This is a genomic window from Mesorhizobium sp. M0074 (genome assembly GCF_040322975.1).
Taxonomy (GTDB): Bacteria; Pseudomonadota; Alphaproteobacteria; order Rhizobiales; family Rhizobiaceae; genus Mesorhizobium.
In genome coordinates this window covers 253411-275031 of the sequence record NZ_JAMYUM010000002.1, presented here as the reverse complement: position 1 = coordinate 275031, position 21621 = coordinate 253411, and the positions used below count along the sequence as shown (strand labels likewise).

Annotated in this window: 20 protein-coding genes; 17 read left to right on the top strand and 3 right to left on the bottom strand. The window is 62.3% G+C overall.

The features are described from left to right. The first annotated feature begins 2 nt into the window (after positions 1 to 2). The 9 genes from NKJ73_RS04310 to NKJ73_RS04270 all read left to right on the top strand — a co-directional run bounded on the left by NKJ73_RS04310 (position 3) and on the right by NKJ73_RS04270 (position 8498). On the top strand, positions 3 to 839 hold the full coding sequence (locus tag NKJ73_RS04310) for an arginase family protein (RefSeq protein WP_352568490.1): 837 nt from the start codon (positions 3 to 5) through the stop codon (positions 837 to 839). Further along, positions 836 to 1630, top strand: coding sequence for an imidazole glycerol phosphate synthase subunit HisF (gene hisF, locus NKJ73_RS04305; RefSeq protein WP_023677537.1), 795 nt, complete (start codon positions 836 to 838; stop codon positions 1628 to 1630). Before NKJ73_RS04310 ends, hisF begins: the two co-directional genes overlap by 4 nt. Before the next feature lie 36 nt (positions 1631 to 1666). Beyond that, positions 1667 to 1993, top strand: a complete 327-nt coding sequence (locus NKJ73_RS04300) for a phosphoribosyl-ATP diphosphatase (RefSeq protein WP_254815934.1) — start codon at positions 1667 to 1669, stop codon at positions 1991 to 1993. Positions 1994 to 2011: 18 nt separating this feature from the next. Continuing rightward, positions 2012 to 2971, top strand: coding sequence for a type I pantothenate kinase (gene coaA, locus NKJ73_RS04295; protein WP_352451662.1), 960 nt, complete (start codon positions 2012 to 2014; stop codon positions 2969 to 2971). Positions 2972 to 3048: 77 nt separating this feature from the next. Beyond that, a complete protein-coding gene (locus NKJ73_RS04290) occupies positions 3049 to 4056 on the top strand; it encodes a glycosyltransferase family 2 protein (RefSeq protein ID WP_352454814.1) in 1008 nt (335 codons plus the stop codon). After that, positions 4056 to 4826 carry a class I SAM-dependent methyltransferase gene (locus NKJ73_RS04285; protein WP_352454813.1) on the top strand — a complete coding sequence of 257 codons (771 nt, stop codon included), beginning with the start codon at positions 4056 to 4058 and terminating at the stop codon, positions 4824 to 4826. The genes NKJ73_RS04290 and NKJ73_RS04285 overlap by 1 nt, the downstream gene beginning before the upstream one ends. Before the next feature lie 7 nt (positions 4827 to 4833). Continuing rightward, on the top strand, positions 4834 to 5229 hold the full coding sequence (locus tag NKJ73_RS04280; RefSeq protein WP_023677541.1) for a GtrA family protein: 396 nt from the start codon (positions 4834 to 4836) through the stop codon (positions 5227 to 5229). Next, positions 5219 to 6793 (top strand): hypothetical protein, encoded by a 1575-nt coding sequence (locus tag NKJ73_RS04275; RefSeq protein WP_352568489.1) that lies wholly within the window; start codon positions 5219 to 5221, stop codon positions 6791 to 6793. Before NKJ73_RS04280 ends, NKJ73_RS04275 begins: the two co-directional genes overlap by 11 nt. A 118-nt stretch (positions 6794 to 6911) precedes the next feature. Continuing rightward, positions 6912 to 8498 carry a hypothetical protein gene (locus NKJ73_RS04270; protein ID WP_352568488.1) on the top strand — a complete coding sequence of 529 codons (1587 nt, stop codon included), beginning with the start codon at positions 6912 to 6914 and terminating at the stop codon, positions 8496 to 8498. Here the strand turns inward: NKJ73_RS04270 and NKJ73_RS04265 are convergent. The 3 genes from NKJ73_RS04265 to NKJ73_RS04255 form a co-directional block, all read right to left on the bottom strand. Next, positions 8461 to 9078: an alpha-ketoglutarate-dependent dioxygenase AlkB family protein gene (locus NKJ73_RS04265; protein WP_352454809.1), complete on the bottom strand. Its 618-nt coding sequence runs from the start codon at positions 9076 to 9078 to the stop codon at positions 8461 to 8463. The genes NKJ73_RS04270 and NKJ73_RS04265 overlap by 38 nt on opposite strands. Before the next feature lie 131 nt (positions 9079 to 9209). Further along, positions 9210 to 9647, bottom strand: a complete 438-nt coding sequence (arfB, locus tag NKJ73_RS04260; protein WP_352568487.1) for an alternative ribosome rescue aminoacyl-tRNA hydrolase ArfB — start codon at positions 9645 to 9647, stop codon at positions 9210 to 9212. Between the two features lie 79 nt (positions 9648 to 9726). Continuing rightward, complete coding sequence (locus tag NKJ73_RS04255; RefSeq protein ID WP_352568486.1) at positions 9727 to 11337, bottom strand: phosphoenolpyruvate carboxykinase; 1611 nt, start codon at positions 11335 to 11337, stop codon at positions 9727 to 9729. A 342-nt stretch (positions 11338 to 11679) separates the two neighbouring features. Here NKJ73_RS04255 and NKJ73_RS04250 point away from each other — a divergent pair, with 342 nt between their 5' ends. From NKJ73_RS04250 to tsaE, 8 genes are all read left to right on the top strand, one after another. After that, complete coding sequence (locus NKJ73_RS04250; RefSeq protein ID WP_023677547.1) at positions 11680 to 12381, top strand: response regulator transcription factor; 702 nt, start codon at positions 11680 to 11682, stop codon at positions 12379 to 12381. A gap of 22 nt (positions 12382 to 12403) precedes the next feature. Beyond that, complete coding sequence (locus tag NKJ73_RS04245; RefSeq protein WP_023677548.1) at positions 12404 to 14188, top strand: sensor histidine kinase; 1785 nt, start codon at positions 12404 to 12406, stop codon at positions 14186 to 14188. A gap of 31 nt (positions 14189 to 14219) precedes the next feature. Continuing rightward, positions 14220 to 14666: an HPr kinase/phosphorylase gene (locus NKJ73_RS04240; protein ID WP_352568484.1), complete on the top strand. Its 447-nt coding sequence runs from the start codon at positions 14220 to 14222 to the stop codon at positions 14664 to 14666. 164 nt (positions 14667 to 14830) lie between these two features. Beyond that, positions 14831 to 15232 carry a PTS sugar transporter subunit IIA gene (locus NKJ73_RS04235; protein WP_254815942.1) on the top strand — a complete coding sequence of 134 codons (402 nt, stop codon included), beginning with the start codon at positions 14831 to 14833 and terminating at the stop codon, positions 15230 to 15232. Then, on the top strand, positions 15229 to 15525 hold the full coding sequence (locus NKJ73_RS04230; RefSeq protein WP_023677551.1) for an HPr family phosphocarrier protein: 297 nt from the start codon (positions 15229 to 15231) through the stop codon (positions 15523 to 15525). Before NKJ73_RS04235 ends, NKJ73_RS04230 begins: the two co-directional genes overlap by 4 nt. 412 nt (positions 15526 to 15937) lie before the next feature. Continuing rightward, the gene (gene ahcY, locus NKJ73_RS04225; protein WP_023677552.1) at positions 15938 to 17338 is read left to right on the top strand and encodes an adenosylhomocysteinase; all 1401 of its coding nucleotides are present in this window, start codon (positions 15938 to 15940) and stop codon (positions 17336 to 17338) included. A 188-nt stretch (positions 17339 to 17526) separates the two neighbouring features. Next, entirely contained in the window at positions 17527 to 20088 is a 2562-nt protein-coding gene (locus tag NKJ73_RS04220) for a sensor histidine kinase (RefSeq protein WP_023677553.1), read from the top strand. A gap of 8 nt (positions 20089 to 20096) precedes the next feature. Continuing rightward, positions 20097 to 21608, top strand: a complete 1512-nt coding sequence (gene tsaE, locus NKJ73_RS04215; RefSeq protein ID WP_023677554.1) for a tRNA (adenosine(37)-N6)-threonylcarbamoyltransferase complex ATPase subunit type 1 TsaE — start codon at positions 20097 to 20099, stop codon at positions 21606 to 21608. The last annotated feature ends 13 nt before the right edge of the window (positions 21609 to 21621 follow it).

Sequence of the window (21621 nt, the reverse complement as noted above, 5' to 3'; positions counted from 1 at the left end):
ACGTGAAGGTCTCGATTATCGTTGCTCCCTACGACAGCGGGCACTATCACGAAGGGTGCGGCCAGGGGCCGGACGCCATCATCGGCGGTGGGCTGGTCGAAGCCCTGACCGTGGCTGGCCATGACGTCGCCGTCGAAGATATCGGCAAGGTCGGAGACGAGCAGGGGCGCGAAATTGCAACCGGCTTCGCCGTCTGCAACGCCGTCGCGACCAAGGTTAACCTCGCCCGCGATGGAGGGCGCTTCCCCATTATCCTTGCTGGAAATTGCCTGACCGCCGCCGGTGCGGTCGCCGGTGAAGTTGCGGATTCGATCATCTGGATCGACCAGCATGGCGATCTCAACACGCCGGAGACGTCCTCCTACGGCTTTCTCGACGGCATGGCGCTGGCGGCGACGCTCGGGCTCTGCTGGCATCCGATGGCGGCAGCAATTCCGGGGTTCCGGCCGATAGACCCGGCGCGCTGCATGCTGGTCGATGCCCGCGACCTCGATCCCGACGAAAAGCGACTGCTGGAAACTTTGCCGATCGTGCGCACCGAATGTGCCGGTGCACTCGATATGATCGGAAAGCTCACGGCGACAGGGACTGTGCGGGCGCATCTGCATCTCGACCTGGATGTCCTCGATCCGGATGTGTTGCAGGTGAACCGCTACGCGCACCCGGGCGGCCCGAGTCCGGAACAGCTACGGCAGCTTGCCTGCGGACTGGCCAGGTCAATCCCAATCGTCGGCGTGACGCTCTCGGCCTACGACCCGGCCTTTGATTCCCAGTCCGAAGTTCCACGCGTCGTCGGCCAGCTGCTTGTCGACTTTCTTGCGGCGATCGAGAGGATCTGATGCTGAAAGCCCGCGTCATCCCCTGTCTCGACGTCAAGAACGGCCGTGTCGTCAAGGGCGTCAATTTCGTCGACCTGGTCGATGCCGGCGATCCCGTCGAAGCGGCAAAAGCCTATGACGCGGCCGGCGCCGACGAGCTCTGCTTTCTCGACATCACCGCCTCGTCGGAAAACCGCGAGACCATTTTCGATGTCATCGCCCGCACCGCCGAACAATGTTTCATGCCGCTGACCGTTGGCGGTGGCGTCCGTCAGGTCGCCGACATCAGGAAGCTGCTACTGGCCGGCGCCGACAAGGTGTCGATCAACACGGCGGCGGTGAAGACCCCAAATTTTGTCGCCGAGGCTGCCGACAAATTCGGCAACCAGTGCATCGTCGTCGCCATCGATGCCAAGAAAGTGTCCGCTGCGAGCGAGGCTGATCGCTGGGAGATATTCACCCATGGCGGCCGCGAGAAGACCGGCATCGACGCCGTCGAGTTCGCTCGGCGAGTGGTCGATCTCGGCGCCGGCGAGATCCTGCTAACATCGATGGACCGCGACGGCACCAAGGCCGGCTACGACATAGCCCTTACCCGCGCGGTCGCCGATGCCGTACGCGTGCCGGTCATCGCTTCCGGTGGCGTCGGCACGCTCGACCACCTTGTCGAAGGCATTCGCGACGGCCATGCCGGCGCGGTGCTGGCGGCGTCGATCTTCCATTTCGGCACCTACAGCATCGCCGAAGCCAAGCTGCACATGGCTCAGGCCGGACTGCCGATGCGGCTGGACTCGCCGGGTAATCGGTCCTAGAGCCTTTCCGGCTAAGAAGAGGCTGTAAACGCCGTCATGACCGAGTTCTCGCTCTCCGATCTGGAGAAGATTATTGGCGAACGCGCACGTTCCGGCGATCCGGATTCGTGGACGGCCAAGCTCTTTCAGCGTGGCATGAGCAAGGCAGCGCAGAAACTCGGCGAAGAGGCAGTCGAAACGGTGATCGCAGCCGTCAGCGCCGACCGGGACGCGCTTGTTTCGGAAAGCGCCGATCTCATCTATCATTGGCTTGTCGTTCTCGGCATAGCGGACATTCCGCTGAGCGATGTGCTCAACGAGCTTGAACGCCGCACCGGTCGTTCGGGCATCGCCGAAAAGGCGTCTCGGCTGGACCGGGGCTGATCGCTGCGGAGGAACTCGATGGACCAGCTCGCTCCTACCGAGAAGTATTCACCCTATCGTTTCTTCTCGGCCGAGCAATGGTCGCGGTTCCGCGCCGATACGCCGATGACGCTCACCGAGGACGAGGTCCGTCGTCTGCGGTCGCTGAACGATCCGGTCGATCTCCACGAGGTCGAGCGCATCTATCTTTCGATGTCGCGGCTGTTGTCGGCTCATGTCGAAGCCAGTCAACTCCTGTTCAGGCAGCGCCAGGCCTTCTTCAACGCGCTGGACGCGGCCAAGACACCGTTCATCATCGGCATTGCCGGTTCCGTCGCGGTCGGCAAATCGACCACGGCGCGCGTGCTAAAGGAGCTGCTGGCGCGCTGGCCGTCGAGTCCCAAGGTCGACCTGGTCACCACCGATGGTTTCCTGCTGCCGAACGAAGTCCTGCGCCGCAACAATCTGATGGAGCGCAAGGGCTTTCCGGACAGCTACGACGTCGGCGCGCTGCTGCGCTTCCTGTCCGGCATCAAATCGGCGCAGCGCAACGTCCGCGCGCCGGTCTATTCGCACCTGACCTATGACGTCATTCCGGGCGAGTTCCAGACCATCGACCGGCCCGACATCCTAATCTTCGAAGGCATTAATGTCCTGCAGCCGGGCAAGCTGCCGAAGGACGGCAAGATCGTGCCTTTCCTGTCGGATTTCTTCGACTTTGCCATCTACATCGATGCCGAGGAGGCGCTGATCCATCACTGGTATATCGCCCGCTTCATGCGGTTGCGCGAAACCGCCTTCCGCGACCCGGCCTCCTTCTTTCACCGCTATTCGCAACTTTCCGAGGATGCGGCCCGCGCCATCGCCGAGGGCCTGTGGACCAACATCAACCTGAAGAATCTGCGCGAGAATATATTGCCGACCCGCGCCCGAGCCGATCTCATCCTGCGCAAGGGCGCCAACCATCTGGTCGAGGAAGTGGCGCTCAGGAAACTGTGAAATCCCGGGACATTCCTTAAAGTCATCTTAACCCAGTCTTTCTATTGTCGGGCCTGATCTGCGGGCTCGGCAAACAAATGAACGCGCCATTCCTAAACATCGATCGGCCGGCAGCTGACCGCATCGCACGTCCGGGCAGCGGCGGCGCAACGATTGCCCTGATCGTGCCTGTCCACAATGAGGAAGGCGCAATTGCTCCATTCCTGAAGGCGGTATGCGAAAGCACCGCGCCGCTGAAGGACAAAGGCGTTGCCCTCGAGTTCATCTTCGTCAACGACGGCAGCAGCGATACGACGCTCGAAAAGCTGATCGAAGCCCAACAAACCGATCCACGCATCCACGTAATCGACCTTTCACGCAATTTCGGCAAGGAAGCCGCGATGACCGCGGGGCTCGACAGCTGCGATGCCGATGCAGCGATCCCGATGGATGTCGATATGCAGGATCCGCCGCATGTCATTCCGCTGCTTGTGGAAAAGTGGCGCGAGGGTTTTGAGGTTGTTCTGGCCAAGCGAGCCAATCGGTCGAGCGACAGCTTTCTCAAGCAGCGCTCCGCCTCGATGTTCTACCGCGTTCACAACTGGATCGCGCAGCAGAAGATCCCGCACGATGTCGGCGACTTCCGTTTGATCGACCGCCAGGTCATCCAGGCGCTGCGGTCTTTGCCCGAACGCCGTCGTTTCATGAAGGGCCTGTTCGCCTGGGTCGGGTTCCGCACCGCAAGCGTCGAATATGTCCGCGATCAGCGCATCGCCGGCCAGTCGAAATTCTCCGGCTGGAAGCTGTGGAACTTCGCGCTCGAAGGCATCACCAGCTTCTCCACCGCTCCGCTTGAAATCTGGACCTATGTCGGCGCGACGATTTCCGCGCTGTCGTTCCTCTACGGCCTGCTGATCGTCGCCAAGACAATGATCTTTGGCGTTGATGTGCCCGGCTACGCCTCCCTGCTGGTCAGTGTTCTTTTCCTTGGCGGCATCCAGTTACTCGGCATCGGCATCATCGGACAATACCTCGGCAGGGTCTACGCCGAGATCAAGCAGCGTCCGATCTACATCGTGCGCCGCAAATATGAGGGAATGAGCTGATGGAGATCGACGCCTACCGACAGATGGCCGCCACCGAAGACGAGCATTGGTGGTTCTGCGGGCGTCGCGCCATCGCCGAGGCGGTCATTCGCAGCATCGGCCTGCCTGAAAACGCGCGCATCGTCGAGATCGGCGCCGGCACCGGCGGCAACATCCGGATGCTGGAGCAGTTCGGCGCAGTGACGGCAGTCGAGATGAGCGATCTCGCGCGCAGGATTGCCTGGGAAAAGACCGGCCGCGAGTTCCTCGCCGGACATCTGCCGGACAACATTCCTGTCGCGCCGCAAAGCTGCGACCTCGTCTGCCTGTTCGACGTGCTGGAGCATGTCGCCGAAGACGAGGCGTCGCTTGCCGCGATCCGCCAAGTGCTGAAACCGGGCGGCAGCGTCGTCCTCACTGTGCCCGCACACCAATGGTTGTGGAGCACGCATGATGTGGGGCTGCATCATATGCGGCGCTATTCACGCAATCTGCTGCGTGAACGAATCGAAAGGGCTGGTTTCGCGATCGACCGGCTGAGCTACACAAATGCCGCGCTCTTCCCGGTAGCGGCGCTGGCACGACTGGTGGACAGGTTGCGCAAGTCGGCCTTGCCAGCCGGCCATGCCACGCCGCCAAAACCACTGAATGCGGCGATGAAGGCAGTGTTTTCGGCGGAAGGCCGCATCATACCAAATGCAAGCTTGCCCTTCGGGGTTTCGCTGCTGGCGGTATTCCGCAAGGACAGCGCCGTCGAAACCGCTCGCCTCGACGAGAAATTGGCAGCTTGACCGCGTCATGGGCACCGGCTCGTATCGTCGACTATCGCGCTTTGCGCTGATTGGCATCGCGTCGACGCTGATCTACGCCGTTTGCGCTTTTCTGCTGTCGCGTGGACAGGCAACGGCGGCCCTGCCGGCGGCGCTCACATCGTTTGCGGCCTACGCCGTCGCCGCGCTGTTCTCCTACACCGGGCATAAATATTTCACGTTCACCTCGGGCGGCAGCCACGCTATGGAATTGCCCCGCTTCCTCCTGCTCACCGCTTCCGGCCTCGCCGTCGCGATCGCCCTGCCGGGGCTTTTGACCCAGATGCTCGGCGTCCCTGCCGCAATCCCGATCCTGCTCACCTGCATTGCCGTGCCGGTCATCAACTATGTCGTCCTCGGGCGGTGGGTGTTTCGTGGTCTCTAGCGCGCGATCCCTCAGTGAACTGCTGCCCGGCGCCAACCGCTTCTCGCCCTTTGTGGGCGTAGCGGGTGCTCCGTTGCTGCTGGCCAGTCTGGTCGTCACATACGCCGTCTGGCTATCGACCGTTGCAATTCCGACCAATGTTGACGTGTCGTGGCTTCTGGTCGTCTGCGACCGCCTGCTTGGCGGAGAGCGGCTCAACACCGCCATCGTGGAGACCAACCCCCCTTTCTCGATCTGGCTCTACATGCCGTTCATGCTCCTGGAAAAGCTCACTGGCATGCGTGCGGAATTCTGGCTGACGCTTGGCGTCGTTTGCCTGAGCCTGGCCAGTCTTTCCGTTTCCGTCCGCATTCTCTCGCGCGATGAACCGGTCTACCGGCAGCCCCATGCGCTGTGGGCGGCAGCGGCGGCCCTGTTTTTGATCCTGTGTTTCATGCCGGATCAATTCGGCCAACGCGAGCACTTCGCATTGATTGCCATTCTGCCTTGGGTGGCGTTGCAATGCACACGTCAGCGGAACCTGGATTTCAGCGCGGGCTCGCGCCTGGAGCACATGGTCGCGGGCTTCGGCGCGGCGGTCGTGGTCATGGTCAAGCCGCCCTATTTTGTGCTGGCCTTCATGTTGCCGTCGCTCTGTCTTGCGCTTGAAAGGCGGTCGCTGAGACCGCTCTTCGTCGCAGAGAACCTGGTGGGCGCTGCGATCGTGGCCGCCTATATCGCGTCCATCGCGCTCTTCGACCGCGCTTACGTCAGCGACGTCCTGCCCTTGGTCAGGGAGGTCTATCTTCCGTTGAGGGCCTCTGCCGCCGATATGCTGGCAAACTGGCCGAAAGTGGTGCTGCTTCTGGCCGCCGCCACCGTGCTTGCGGCCGGCGGCCTGAGAAAGACGAACTGGGACGTCAGGATTCCGCTCCTGACCGCCCTGGGGTTCATTCCGGCCTTCATCGTCATGGGCAAGGGTTGGCCCAATCACGCGCTGCCGATGGTCGTTGTTGCGACACTTGCATTTGGCATCCAGCTTGTGCGGTTCGGCACATTCGGCAGTGCAGGCTTCGTTCGCAAGGCCGCCCTGATCTTCGGCTGCGTGCTGGTGCTGCAAATAGCGGTCAGGGCACAGTACGCGGCGCTGACGACCGATAACGGCCCGATCGCCCGGTCTGTCGCCGCGATCCGCGCAACGGTCGAAACCCCGACCATCATGTCGATTGCCGACCAGATGCAGGTTGCCCATCCCCTCGCCAGGCTGGTCGGCGGCAGGTTCATATCACGCCATCCGAGCGCCTGGGCGGTCTCCAACGCGGACACGCTCGCCCGCATCACCGGCGATCTCGAACGGAGACCGGAACTTGAAAGCATCCGCGATCGGGTGATCGGCGAAAACGCCGCCGAGATATCAGCGAAGAAGCCCGATATCGTGCTGTCAGGCTCGCCCGCGTGGACTGCCCTGATGCTGCAGGACAAGCGGATCCAGGTCGCCTTGGCCGACTATCGTCTGCTGCACGCCGAGCCGGAAATCACTGTCTATCTGCGTTACACGGCGCCTGCGCCGCTCCAAACCGATTGAGCAGGAGCCCCCGGAAACCCATGACACGGCTGGATCCAATCGCTCCGCTGGACGACAGATGGCTCGATCTCGAGAGCCTCGGTGCAACAGCATGAGCGTCTCGAACGACATTGGCGGCTTGAGCCGCTGGCGCGACCGGGATATTGCGGCGTCGCTGCTTCCTAGCCGCAATGTCCTGGCCATTGCCGCAGTCACCGTCTTCTCGATCTTCTGGCAGCGACGTTGGGGGACTGTTCCCGACACTAGCTGGCTGATCACGGTCTGCGAGCGTATGCTGTCCGGTGAGCGGCTTTACTCGCAAATCTACGAGACCAACCCCCCATTCAGCGTCTGGCTCTATCTGCCGCCAGTGGCTGCGGCCAGATTGCTGGGCACCGCCCCGGAAATCCTGGTTGAGGCCTGGACATACCTTGCCGTGCTTATCGGACTTTCGCTCTCGGGCGTGATCGTCAAGCGTGCGGGTTTCACCGAAACTGCATCATTGTTTGCACTGGGGCCAGCGTTTTGCGCAATGTTGGTGGTCTTCCCCGGAAATGCCTTCAGCGAGCGGGAGCATATCGGCATGGCACTTTTCATGCCGCTGCTTGCGCTTCATGCCTGGCGCGCGCGCAGAGATGCAGCTGCCCAACCAGACCCCGGGCTCGCCGTACTCGCCGGCCTGTCGGGCAGCATTCTGCTGCTGGTCAAGCCCTACTATGCGATCATGGTGTTGGCGCCGGCGCTGGTCGTTGCAGTGCGCCGGCGCAGTCTGAAATCGATCTTCGCCCTGGAACACTGGGTCATTGGCGGCATCTGCGTTGTCTATCTCAGCACGGTCACGCTGATCCATCCGGAATTCGTGCGCGACATCTATCCCCTCTTGGCGGACGTTTATGCAAAGATCGGCATCTTTTGGCCGATTGTGATCGGCTACGGTTTCTCGTGGTGTTTCCTTGTCTTCCTGATCTGGTGGCTGTGGCCTGCCAGGCGGTTTCCAGAGCTGGCGGCGGTTGCGTTGGCGGCATCGATCGCTGGCATGTTTCCCCTGTTCTACCAAGCCAAAGGCTGGTCTTATCATGCCTATCCCGCGATCTTTTGCGCTGTGGCAGCCATTTTCTGCCTGCTAGCACTGCCCAGGATCGTGCAGCAGCCGTCGAAGCTGTTGACGTTCGTGACGGCTCCTTCGCGAGCTTGGGCATTGGCGGCGGTGGCAATCGCTTTCTTGCCGTACTGGAGCACCCAGAAACCAGGGCCGGCGCTGGTTGCCGCAATTCGCGCCGCCACCGATCGGCCGACCGTAGCGTTGGTCAGTTCGGATATTTCCTCGGGACATCCGTTGAACCGTATGATCGATGGGCAGTTCGTTTCGACCCACGTCAGCGATTGGCTTGGAGCGTTCGCACTTTCCCTGTCCCGGCAGGCAGCTCTCTCGGGTGACACCGCCGAAGCCATGCGTTACCAAGCCATCATGGCGCGCTACGTCGAAAGCAAACGCGAAGAGTTCGTGCGTCTGCGCCCGGATATCGTCGTCTTCAAGAAAAACAACACGATGTGGACAAGCCAACTGATGGGGCATTTTGGCTTTGACGCCATCCTGGCGCACTACCGCATTCTTATCGAGGACGAGACCGAGCGCATCTATCTGCGCGACGATTATGTCCGCCCGGGCCCCCGGCCACCCGAACAGCCTATTTCGGCATCGTCACCCGTCGCAGCGTCAGATTGATGCGGCCGCCACTCCTGAGCAATGCCGAGGTCGACGGGTAGATACGGTCGACGCCGTGAAAGCAGAGCCGCCCTTCGCCGCCAAGCACGACGACGTCGCCGCTCCTCAGCCTGAACGATTTGGTGGCGCCGTCGCGCGTCGTCTGGCCGACCCGGAACAGGCAATCGTCGCCGAGCGACACCGAGACGACAGGCGCGGAGAAATCGCTCTCGTCGCGGTCCTGGTGAAGACCCATCTTGGCATCCTGCGAATAGAAATTGACCAGGCAGGCTTCCGGCGGGTGCGCATAGGCAGATACATCCCGCCACAGTTCGAGCAGCATCTCCGGGATCGGCGGCCAAGGCCTTCCGGTCACCGGGTGGGTCGGCTGGTAGCGATAGCCGTGCTCCTTGTCGGTGACCCAGCCCAGCGGACCGCAATTGGTCATGCGCACGCTCATCTCCTTGCCGGTACGCGGCATCGCCGGCACGAACAGCGGCGCGTTCTGCACGACCTGCCTGATATCTTCCACCAGCACTTCCTGCATGGCGCGCGACAGGTAGCCGGGCATATGGCGGACGCCTTTGGGCAGTACGAGCATCGCGTCGCTTAATCCGTTGGTCTGGAGAAATCAGAATGCCACCGTCAAATGAAAACGGCGACCCGAAAGCCGCCTCCGACGGTGGCTGCGCGCTTTAACCGGCGATCTGAGATCCGAAGCCGCTTCGGCTGTCACTCATCCCCGACCCGGCCGCGCAGTTTCTTGATCGAGCCGCGCCCGGCCTTGCTCTTGAGCCGTCTTTCGACCGCGCCTTTAGACGGCCTGGTCTTCTTGCGCGGCGGTGGTGGTGGTTCGGCGGCCTTGGCGACCAGTGCCGTCAGCCGCGCCCGGGCGTCCGCCCGGTTCTGCTCCTGGGTGCGGAAGCGTCCGGCTTCGATGACGATGACGCCGTCCTTGGTGGCGCGCTGGCCGGCAAGCTTGATGGTCCGTTCGCGCACCCGCTCCGACAGGCCAGCCGCATTGGCGGCATCGAAGCGCAATTGCACTGCCGTCGCCACCTTGTTGACGTTCTGGCCGCCCGGGCCGGGCGAACGGATGAAGTCCTCGTGCAAGTCGCCCGGATTAATCACCGCATCGTCGGTAATGATGATCTTGTCGTCGGCGTTCATGCCGCACTCATGGCGCGGCAGGCGAAAAAAGAAAAGGCCCGATCGAAGCCGGGCCTTGAAGCATCACCAGGGGCGACGGCTATTCAGCCGCTACCTGCATGCGTGGTGCGGCGCCGAGCACGGTGGCGTCGACATGGGCTTCGAACTTTTCGAAATTGTCGACGAACATGCCGACCAGCCTTGCCGCCTGCCGGTCGTAGGCGGGCTTGTCGATCCAGGTCGATCTAGGGTCGAGAATGGCGCGGTCGACGCCGGCAACCGTCACCGGTACGTCGAAACCGAAATTGGCGTCGGTGCGGAAGTCGGCCGCTTTCAGCGAGCCGTCGAGCGCCGCCGCAAGCAGCGCCCGCGTTGCTTTGATCGGCATTCGCTTGCCGGTGCCGTAGGCGCCGCCGGTCCAGCCGGTGTTGACCAGCCAGCAATCGACGCCTTGGCGGGCGATGAGCTCGCGCAACAGATTGCCGTATTCCGACGGATGCCGCGGCATGAACGGTGCGCCGAAGCATGTCGAAAATGTCGCTTCGGGTTCCGTAACGCCCTTCTCGGTCCCCGCCACCTTGGCGGTATAGCCGGAGAGGAAATGGTACATGGCCTGCGCCGGGGTCAGCCGCGCGATCGGCGGCATCACACCGAATGCGTCGGCGGTCAGCATGATGATGTTCTTCGGGTGGCTGGCGCGCCCCGTCTTGCTGGCGTTGGGGATGAAGTGGAGCGGGTAGGCGCAGCGTGTGTTTTCGGTCAGCCCGCCGTCGTCGAAATCCGGCACGCGGCCTGCGTCGAGCGCCACATTCTCCAGCACCGTGCCGAAGCGCTGGGTGGTGGCGAAGATCTCCGGCTCGGCTTCGGCCGAAAGCTTGATCGTCTTGGCATAGCAGCCGCCCTCGAAATTGAAGATGCCGTGCGGTCCCCAGCCATGCTCGTCGTCGCCGACCAGCGTGCGCGACGGGTCGGCCGACAACGTCGTCTTGCCGGTCCCGGAAAGGCCGAAGAAAACGGCCGCGTCGCCGACGGGCCCTTCATTGGCCGAGCAGTGCATCGGCATCACACCTTTTGCCGGCAGCAGATAGTTGAGCACGGTGAACACCGACTTCTTCATCTCGCCGGCATACGAGGTACCGCCGATCAACACGATCATGTGCGAAAGATCGACGGCAATCACCGTTTCGCCGCGCGTGCCGTGGCGGGCGGGATCGGCGCGGAACGACGGCAGGTCGATGATCGTCAAATCGGGCATGAAATGCTCGAGTTCGGCGGCGGCCGGTCGGATGAGCAGATTGCGGATGAACAAGGAGTGCCAGGCAAGCTCCGTGATCACCCTGGTCGGCAGCTTCAGCTCCTCGTCGGCGCCGCCGACCAGGTCCTGCACATAAAGGTCCTTTCCAGCCGCGTGGGCGCGAAAATCGCCAAGCAGCGTATCGAACTGGATCGGCGAAATCGCTTTGTTGTTGTCCCACCATACATGCGGCGCGGTGCTTTCGTCGCGCACCACGAATTTGTCCCTGGGCGAGCGGCCGGTGTGCTGCCCGGTCTCGGCGGCAAGCGCGCCATGCGCGGTGAGTCGGGCCTCGCCACGGCGGATTGCCTCCTCGTAGAGCGCGGCCGCGCCGAAATTATAGCGCACCACGCCCGTGGTTCTTAGGCCGATCCGATCGATTGCACATGCAGGATTGCGTTTGCCGGCTTCCGACATGGGTGTCCCTTCTTCGATTTACCGCGTCTTTACCGGCGAATTCCGGAACTCCCATTGCAGGAGCTAAAAACGTCAAAACCAGAAAAGGCGAATGATATCAAATCATTAATCGATTTAAATATTTTGAAAGTTGTTTAAATCGTTTATATGTGCAAAAACACTGATGGTTGCCCAAAGGATTGGCGATGTTCATTCGTCCAATCCATATCGAGGTACAATTGTGGCCGTCGACATGCCGCGCGTGACAGCGGATACAGCCTATGCCACATTTTGTACCTAATTTGTCCTGCAAAAGCCCCTTCTCGACGAAAGAAGGGACAGCTCATGAGGGAGCCGCTTGAAATGGCAACAATCGCGCTTGTCGACGACGATCGCAACATTCTGACTTCGGTTTCGATCGCCCTCGAATCCGAGGGTTATCGGGTCGAAACCTACACGGATGGGGCATCGGCGCTGGAGGGACTGGCGGCGCGCCCGCCGAACCTCGCCATCCTCGACATCAAGATGCCGCGCATGGACGGCATGGAGTTGCTGCGCCGGATGCGTCAGAAATCCGACCTGCCGGTGATCTTCCTGACCTCCAAGGACGATGAGATCGATGAACTGTTCGGCCTCAAGATGGGCGCCGACGACTTCATCCGCAAACCCTTCTCGCAGCGTCTTCTTGTCGAACGCGTCCGCGCCGTGCTGCGACGCGCCAGCACCCGCGAGGCGGCTGCCAAGGCGCCCAACCAGCAGGCCCGGTCGCTTGAGCGCGGCCAGCTTGTCATGGACCAGGAGCGCCACACCTGCACCTGGAAGGGCGAGCCGGTGACGCTGACCGTCACCGAGTTCCTCATCCTGCATTCGCTGGCCCAGCGTCCGGGCGTTGTAAAAAGCCGTGATGCGCTGATGGATTCGGCTTATGATGAGCAGGTCTATGTCGATGACCGCACCATCGACAGTCACATCAAGCGGCTACGCAAAAAGTTCAAGGCCGTTGATGATGACTTCGAAATGATCGAAACCCTTTACGGAGTCGGATATCGGTTCCGCGAAGCTTGAGTCGAGCGGGAGCTGCTATTCGATGGCAGTGCAAGTAGAGCGAGTGAGACGGTCGGGCGCCGCCAGGCGCCCGCCGCGGATTCTGCCCGCCTTCGTGTCGAAAATTACGGTGCCGATGCGCCGGTTTCTCGGCCATCACATCTTTTCCAGCCTGACGCGGCGTATCCTCTTTCTCAACCTTGCCGGCCTTGCCGTCCTGGTCACCGGCATTCTCTATCTCAATACCTTTCGCGACGGGCTGATCGACGCCCGTGTCGAGAGCCTGATGACTCAAGGCGAGATCATCGCCGGCGCGATCGCCGCCTCGGCGACGGTCGAGACCGATTCGATCAGCATCGATCCGGAGAAGCTGCTCGAGTTACAGGCCGGCGAAAGCCTCGGCCCGGGCTCCGATCAGCTCGATAACCTCGATTTCCCGATCAATCCGGAGCGCGTGGCGCCGGTGCTCAGGCGGTTGATCTCGCCGACGCGCACCCGCGCCCGCATTTACGACCGCGACGCCAACCTGCTGCTCGATTCCCGCCATCTCTATTCGCGCGGCCAGATCCTTCGCTACGACCTGCCGCCGGTCGAAGAGGAACAGCCAGACCTTCTGGAGCGCATCCAGAAATTCGTCTTCGATTTCTTCCGCAACAAGCAGCTGCCCGTCTATCGCGAGCAGCCGGGTGGCAACGGCGCCGCGTTTCCGGAAGTGGTCAAGGCGCTTACCGGCAGCCCGTCGACGATCGTGCGGATCTCGGAGCAGGGCGAGCAGATCGTTTCTGTGGCGGTGCCGATCCAGCGCTTCCGTGCCGTTCTCGGCGTGCTGATGCTGTCGACCGAAGGCGGCGACATCGACAAGATCGTCGCGGCCGAGCGCAAGGCGATCCTGCGCGTGTTCGGCATTGCCGCCCTGGTTACCGCCATCCTGTCGATGCTGCTGGCCTCCACCATCGCCAACCCGCTGCGCCGGCTTTCCGCGGCGGCGGTCAGGGTTCGCCGCGGCGTCAAGAACCGCGAGGAAATCCCCGACTTCTCCGACCGCCAGGACGAGATCGGCAATCTGTCGATCGCCGTGCGCGACATGACCAATGCGCTCTACGCCCGCATCGAGGCGATCGAAAGTTTTGCCGCGGATGTCTCGCACGAGTTGAAGAACCCGCTTACCTCGCTGCGCAGCGCGGTGGAGACATTGCCGCTGGCCAGGAACGACAATTCGCGCAGCCGGCTGATGGATATCATCCAGCACGATGTGAGGCGGCTTGACCGTCTCATCACCGATATTTCCGATGCCTCCCGTCTCGATGCCGAGCTGGCGCGGGAAGATGCGGGAACCGTCGACCTCAAGAAGTTCATCACCGATCTGGTCGCCGTCTCGCGCGAGGCCACGCGCAACAAGAAGGCGGTCGAGATCGAATTCAAGGTCGCCAAACTGCCACAGGGCGTGAAAGGCTACTTCGTCGTCGGTCATGACCTGAGGATCGGCCAGGTGATCACCAACCTGATCGAGAATGCCCGCTCGTTCGTTCCCGAGGAACGTGGCCACATCACCATATCGCTGGCGCGCGCCGGCAAGTTCAACATCGTCACCATCGACGACAATGGACCCGGTATCCGTGCCGATAACATCGACCGCATTTTCGAGCGGTTCTATACCGATCGGCCGGCCGGCGAGGCGTTCGGTCAGAACTCGGGCCTTGGCCTGTCGATATCCAGGCAGATCGTTGAAGCCCATGGCGGCACGCTGAGCGCCGAGAACATCCCGGGCACCAAGCCTGGCGAGATCAAGGGCGCGCGCTTCGTGGTGACGCTGCCGGCGGAAGGCTGACGGATGAATTCCAATCACGCCTGGTCCTATTGTGCAGCCTGAAAATATTCACGGCACCGCGATCCTGATAGGTGATCGCGGCATTCTCATCACCGGACCGTCCGGCTTGGGCAAGACGACGCTGGCGCTCGCCTTGATCGATCATTGCAGCCAGCGTGGGCTGTTTTCCCGGCTGATCGGCGATGACCAGCTCTATGCTGCAGATTGCGACGGGCGGCTGGTCTGCCGCGCACCAGCCAGCATAGCCGGCCTCGTCGAGGTGCCGGGATTCGGCCCCAAACCGATACGGTTCGAGCCAAGCTGCGTGATCGACCTCATTATCCGGCTGGTGCCAGCCGGCAAAATGGCCCGCTTCCAGGAAGACTGCAGCGAACTCGTTGTCGGCGTACCAGTGCCGCGCATTGATCTTGCCGGGCGCAATGTAGCGGCGGCCTTGCCGGCAGTGATGTCGCGCCTGTCGATTGCGCCTTTCCTGTGATCCGATTTCGATTTTTTGCTGCAATGCGTCAAATTGGCTTGGGCCGGCGCAATTTTGGGCTTGTCAACAGGCCTTGCGTCGACAAGATAGCGCTCCCGCCACCTGGAACGGTCGGCGAGCATAAAATGCGCCTGTGAAGCGGCGATGACGGGAGCCACCAAAGAATGATCGGACTCGTGCTTGTAACGCACGGTCAACTGGCCGCCGAGTTCCGCAATGCCGTGGAACATGTCGTTGGGCCACAAGACAATTTCGAGACCGTGGCGATCGGTGCCGACGACGATATGGAACAGCGCCGCCGCGACATTATCGACGCGGTCGGCCGCGTCGATACGGGATCAGGCGTCATCGTTTTGACCGATATGTTCGGCGGCACGCCCTCCAACCTCGCCATTTCCGTGATGGAATCCGGGCGCATCGAGGTCATTGCCGGCATGAACCTGCCGATGCTGATCAAGCTGTCCAGCGTTCGCAAAGGCGACAACATGACGGCCGCGCTGGATGAGGCGCAGGCTGCCGGCCGTAAATACATCAATGTCGCCAGTCAGCTCCTGAGCAGCAAATGAGTGCCCTGTTGCCGGAAAAGGACAAGATCGTTCGCGACTTTCCGATCGTCAACCAGCGCGGCCTGCATGCGCGCGCCTCGGCCAAGTTCGTTCAAATCGCCAGCGGCTTCAACGCCACGGTCCAGGTCGAGAAGGACGGCGTCAAGGTCGGCGGCACCTCGATCATGGGCCTGATGATGCTGGCGGCGAGCCCCGGTTATTCGATCCGCGTCACCGCCACCGGCCCGGAGGCCGAAGAGGTCATCGATGCGCTGGAGCAACTGGTTGCTTCCCGTTTCGGCGAGGAGTGCTGACGGCTTCGCCGACGGCACCTGCTGCGGCATGTTCGGGCGCAACCTTGCGGCGGTGAAGGAAATCGCATTTTTGCGCGACCGTCGCGTATTTTGTTCTTGCTTTGTGCCGGCAGCTATGCTACTAATCTCGCTATGGTGCCAATTGGCCCCGAAGACCCGCCCGCCGAGGCGGGTTTTTTGTTTCCGGCTTTGAAAGTGTTGCCGATCTGAGGTCTGAGGGACGGCCACCTTGGACAGCACCCCTTCTGCGCGCTCTCATGGCCGCCGTAGCTGAAGACATGCACGGATAAAGATTTCTTTATATCCCATTGTCGTCCGACTCCCGATCTGCTAGTCAGGCCGGCAACTCGCGCCCTCCGACACGCCTTCGGGGCGGGCGCGTCCCGCAATCAATTCGCATCGGAGCACTGCCATGACGGGTAGCAAGGACTATGTGGTCGCAGACATCGCGCTTGCCGGCTGGGGCCGCAAGGAGATCGAGATCGCCGAAACCGAAATGCCGGGCCTGATGGCCTGCCGCGAGGAATTCGGCGACAAGAAGCCGCTCAAGGGCGCGCGCATCACCGGCTCGCTGCACATGACCATCCAGACGGCGGTGCTGATCGAAACGCTTAAGGCGCTCGGCGCCGATATCCGCTGGGCTTCCTGCAACATCTTCTCGACCCAGGACCACGCCGCCGCGGCCATTGCCGAGGCCGGAATTCCGGTGTTTGCCGTCAAGGGCGAGACGCTGGAGGACTATTGGGTCTACACCGACAAGATCTTCCAGTGGGCCGATGGCGGCACCTCCAACATGATCCTCGACGACGGTGGCGATGCCACCATGTACATCCTGATCGGCGCCCGCGCGGAGGCCGGCGAGGATGTGCTGTCCAATCCGGGCAGCGAAGAGGAAGAGATCCTGTTTGCCCAGATCAAAAAGCGCATGCAGGCATCGCCCGGCTTCTTCACCAAGCAGAAGGAAGCGATCCGCGGCGTCACTGAAGAGACGACGACCGGCGTCAACCGGCTCTATCAGCTGCAGAAAAAAGGCTTGCTGCCGTTCCCGGCGATCAACGTCAATGATTCCGTCACCAAGTCGAAATTCGACAACAAATATGGCTGCAAGGAATCGCTTGTCGACGGCATTCGCCGCGGCACCGACACGATGATGGCCGGCAAGGTCGCGGTTGTCTGCGGCTATGGCGACGTCGGCAAAGGCTCGTCGGCTTCGCTCAAGGGCGCCGGCGCCCGCGTCAAGGTCACCGAGGTCGATCCGATCTGCGCGCTGCAGGCGGCGATGGACGGTTTCGAGGTGGTCACGCTCGAGGACGCGGCGCCGACGGCCGACATCGTCATCACCACCACCGGCAACAAGGACGTCGTTACCCTCGACCACATGCGCCTGATGAAGGACATGGTGATCGTCGGCAACATCGGTCACTTCGACAACGAGATCCAGGTGGCCTCGCTGCGCAATCTGAAGTGGACCAACATCAAGCCTCAGGTGGACATGATCACCTTCCCGGACGGCAAGCGGATGATCCTTTTGTCGGAGGGCCGTCTGCTCAACCTCGGCAACGCCACCGGCCATCCGAGCTTCGTCATGTCGGCGTCCTTCACCAACCAGGTGTTGGCCCAGATCGAGTTGTACACCAAGCCCGGTCAGTACGAGAACCAGGTCTATGTCCTGCCGAAGCATCTCGACGAAAAGGTCGCGCGCCTGCATCTCGACAAGCTCGGTGCCCGCCTGACCGAACTGTCCGGCGAACAGGCCGCCTATATCGGCGTCACTCCGCAGGGACCGTTCAAGCCGGAACACTACCGCTATTAACCACGGCGAAACTTGCCACTAGATATTGAAGCCGGGCAATTGACTTTTCGCCCGGCTTTATTTTTGCGCTGATTGATTCTTCACGCCGATTCGCGCAAGCGCTATGGTGCTGATTCGCGGTCCGGGGACGAGGCCCGGGCGCACGCATCAGGGCGGTCTTGCATTCAGGCGGCGAAGAGGACCAAGACATGCCGGGGGATAACCCGCCTTGCGCGGGACAGGCCGTTTCCGGCGGCCATAACGATTCGATCACGGGCTCCGCTGCCAGAGGCGGCAGCCTTCTATGGCGCGCCGGCAGCCGTGTCGGTGTGCTGCTTGCTTCTTCCGCGCTGGTTGGTCCGCTGCTTGGCTTTACTGCACATGCCCAAACCCGCGTGGCGCAAAAGGCCGGGCTGTCGGTCAGCACGGTCGAGGTCATGCAACTCGCCATGTTCGTCGGCGTCATGGGGGCGGCATTGCTGTCGGCCATCTTTCTGATCCGCGAACGGGCGCGCACCGCGGCGGAAAATGCCGAGCTCAGGACCCGCATCGCCGACGTCAATGCCGCGCTGCAGCGCTCGGAGGCGCTGCTCCATTCTCGCGATCAGCGCGTGGTGGTATGGGCGGCCGAGAACAAGAAGCCCGAACTTGTCGGGACATTGCCGATCGAGAGCGGCGCGCCGGAGGACCGGGCGGCCTTCCTGGCTTTCGGCCGCTGGCTGATGCCGCGTTCGGCGGCCGCACTCGAACATGCCGTAGCGGCACTGCGGGACAAGGCAAAGCCGTTCGATCTGGTCATCGAATCGCAGGCCGGCCAGCCGCTCGAGGTTCACGGCCGCAAGAGTGCGGCGCATGTGCTGGTTCGCTTCGTCTCGCTTTCGGAGACACAGCGAAGCCAGGCCAGGCTGAAGATCGAGAACCAACGCTTAGCCGCCGACCATGAGACGCTGATCGGTCTTCTGGATGCGCTCAAGATGCCGTCATGGCTGCGTACTGTCGACGGGCGGCTGAAATGGGTCAACCGCGCCTATGCCGAAGCGGTCGAGGCCGAGAATGCCGAAGCGGCGGTCCGCGATGGCAAGGAATTCCTCGGCGGCCAGGCGCGCGACACGATCGCTGCGCAGCACAAGTCGCGCGCGGTCTTTGAACAGACGCTCTCCACGGTCATCGAAGGCGACCGCCGTATGTTTGCCGTGACCGATTTTGCCGGGGCGGATGGTTCGGCTGGTCTTGCCTGCGACATCAGCGCTATCGAGGCCATTCGCGCCGAATATGAGCGGACCATGCAGAGCCACGCCGACACGCTCGATCAGCTCAACACCGCCGTGGCGATTTTCGACACCGACGAGAAATTGCGGTTTTTCAATCAGGCGTTCCAGAAGCTATGGGGCCTCGACAGCGGCTTCCTGCACAGCGCGCCGGACAACGCCTTGCTGCTTGACCGCCTGCGCAGCGAAGGCAGGATCGCCGAGCAGCCCGAATGGCGGCGCTGGAAAGAGAGCCTGCTCGGCGCTTACCGCGCGGTTGAATCGCAGGAGCATTGGTGGCATCTGCCGGACGGCAAGACCATTCGCGTCGTCGCCAATCCGCAGCCCAAGGGCGGCGTCACCTGGGTGTTCGAGAACCTGACCGAGAAGATGGACCTTGAAAGCCGCTACCAGACCGCCGTCCGGGTCCAGGGCGAGACGCTCGACAACCTCGCCGAAGGCGTCGCTGTGTTCGGCCCCGACGGCAAGCTGAGATTGTCGAACCCGGCGTTCGCGGCATTGTGGGGGCTGGATGCCGATGCCTCAAAACCCAACGTCCATGTCTCGACGATCCGCAACCTTTGCGACCGCCGTGCCGTCGACAGTCCGTGGGGCGGGTTCGTTGCCGCCATCACCGGCTTCGACGACGAGCGCCGCGACCGCCACGGCCAAACCGAATTGAACAACGGCACCGTTTTGCGCTACGCCGTCATCCCTTTGCCCAACGGCCAGGTGATGATGACCTTCGTCGACGTTACCGACAGCGTCAATGTCGAGCGGGCGCTGAAGGACAAGAATGAGGCGCTGCAAAAGTCCGACCAGATCAAGAACGAATTCGTGCAGCACGTCTCCTATGAGCTGCGCTCGCCACTCACCAACATCATCGGCTTTACCGAGCTTCTTTCACTGCCGTCGACTGGTCCGCTGAACCAGAAGCAACGCGAATATATCGGGCATGTCGGCTCGTCTTCCTCGGTCCTGCTCACCATCGTCAACGACATCCTCGACCTGGCGACGGTGGATGCCGGCATCATGGAACTCGACATTTCCGAAGTTCACATCGATCGAACCATTACGGCTGCCGCCGAACTGGTCGCCGACCGGCTGGAGGAACATGCGATCAAGCTTAGGATCGACGCGGCGGCCGCGCCGAAAACCTTCCACGGCGACGAGATCCGCGTCCGCCAGATCCTCTACAATCTGCTCAGCAATGCCGCCAATTACGCGCCGGAGGCGAGCACCATAACGCTCGCCTGCCGCCAACTTGCCGACGGCGTGGAATTTTCCGTTCACGATGACGGCCCCGGCATGCCGCCGGACCTGCTTGACTCAGTGTTCCGGCGCTTCGAGCCGCGCACCAATGGCGGCCGCCGCCGTGGCGCCGGGCTCGGCCTGTCGATCGTCAAGAGCTTTGTCGAACTGCATGGCGGCAGCGTCCGCATCGAGACCGGCAGGGATAAGGGCACCACGGTTGTTTGCGCCTTTCCCGACACGCCGTCCGGCATCCGCGCGGCGGCCGAGTAGCGCGTTCGATGGCGGTATTGGTGCTGGAGCGTTTTCTCGCCGACGAGGCTGCGACGGCAAGGTTCGGCGAGGATCTCGCCATGTCGCTGCGCATTGGCGACGTGCTCGCCCTCAAGGGCGATCTCGGCGCCGGCAAATCGACCTTGGCACGGGCGCTGATCAAGGCACTGGCCGACGATGCCGGACTCGACGTGCCGAGCCCGACCTTCACGCTGGTCCAGAGCTACGACACGCGTGTGCCGGTTCATCATTTCGATCTCTACCGCTTGGGCACGGCATCCGAGCTGGACGAGCTGGGCTTCGACGAGGCGCTGACGCAAGGCGCCGCGCTGGTCGAATGGCCGGAGCGGGCAGAGGCATATCTGCCGAAAACCTCGGTGCTGGTCGAACTTCTCCAGCAGGGCGACGGCCGACTGGCGAGACTATCGGGAGAGGGCGCCGCCTTCGAGCGCGCGGCGCGATCGCTGGCAATGCGCGATTTTCTCGGGCAGGCCGGTTGGGGCGAAGCGCAGCGACGACATTTCATCGGTGATGCCTCGGCTCGCTCCTACGAGATCGTCACGCTCGCCAGATTTCCGCCGCGGGTGCTGATGAACTCGCCAAGGCTGGTGCTCGGACCGCCAGTCCGCGACGGCAAACCCTATGCCGAGATCGCTCACACCGCGCAATCCGTTTCGGCGTTCGTCGCCATCGACCGGGCCTTGCGGGCCGGCGGCGTCAGCGTCCCGGAAATCTATGCCCAGGATCTCGACCAGGGTTTTCTCCTGCTGGAGCATCTCGGTTCCCAAGGGTTTCTCGACAAGCGCGGCCAGCCGGTGGCCGAGCGCTACGCTGCGGCGGCCGAACTGCTTGCCATGATGCACGGCAAAACATGGCCGGCCCGCATGCAGGCCGGCCCCGGCGTCTTCCATGAGGTGCCGCCTTTCGACCGCGACGCCATGATGATCGAGGCCGAATTGTTGGTCGACTGGTATGTCCCGGCGATATCAGGCGCTCCGCCTAGAGAGGCGCTGCGCGCCGGTTACCGCAGCGAATGGAGTGCGGTGCTCGATCGGCTGGAGGGGCGCGAATACACGCTGATGCTGCGCGATTTCCATTCACCCAACCTGATCTGGCGCGCTGACCGTTCCGGTCACGATCGCCTCGGCGTCGTCGATGTCCAGGACGCGCTGATCGGGCCGTCCGCCTACGACGTCGCCTCGCTCGCCATGGACGCGCGCGTCACTATCTCACCCGAAATCGAAAAGCACACGCTCGCCGCCTACATCGCCGCGCGACGCGCTGCCGGTGCCTTCGATGAGAACGAATTCCGCGAAACCTATGCAATCATGGCCGCACAGCGCAATTCCAAGATCCTCGGCATCTTCGTGCGGCTCGAAAAACGCGACGGCAAGCCTTATTATCTGAAGCATCTGCCGCGCATCCGCGACTATCTTCGCCGGGCACTGGCGCATCCGGCGCTGGCCGGGCTGCAGGATTTCTACATCGCCCACGGCTTGCTGGAGGAACGCTCGATTTGACGGCTAAGGATTT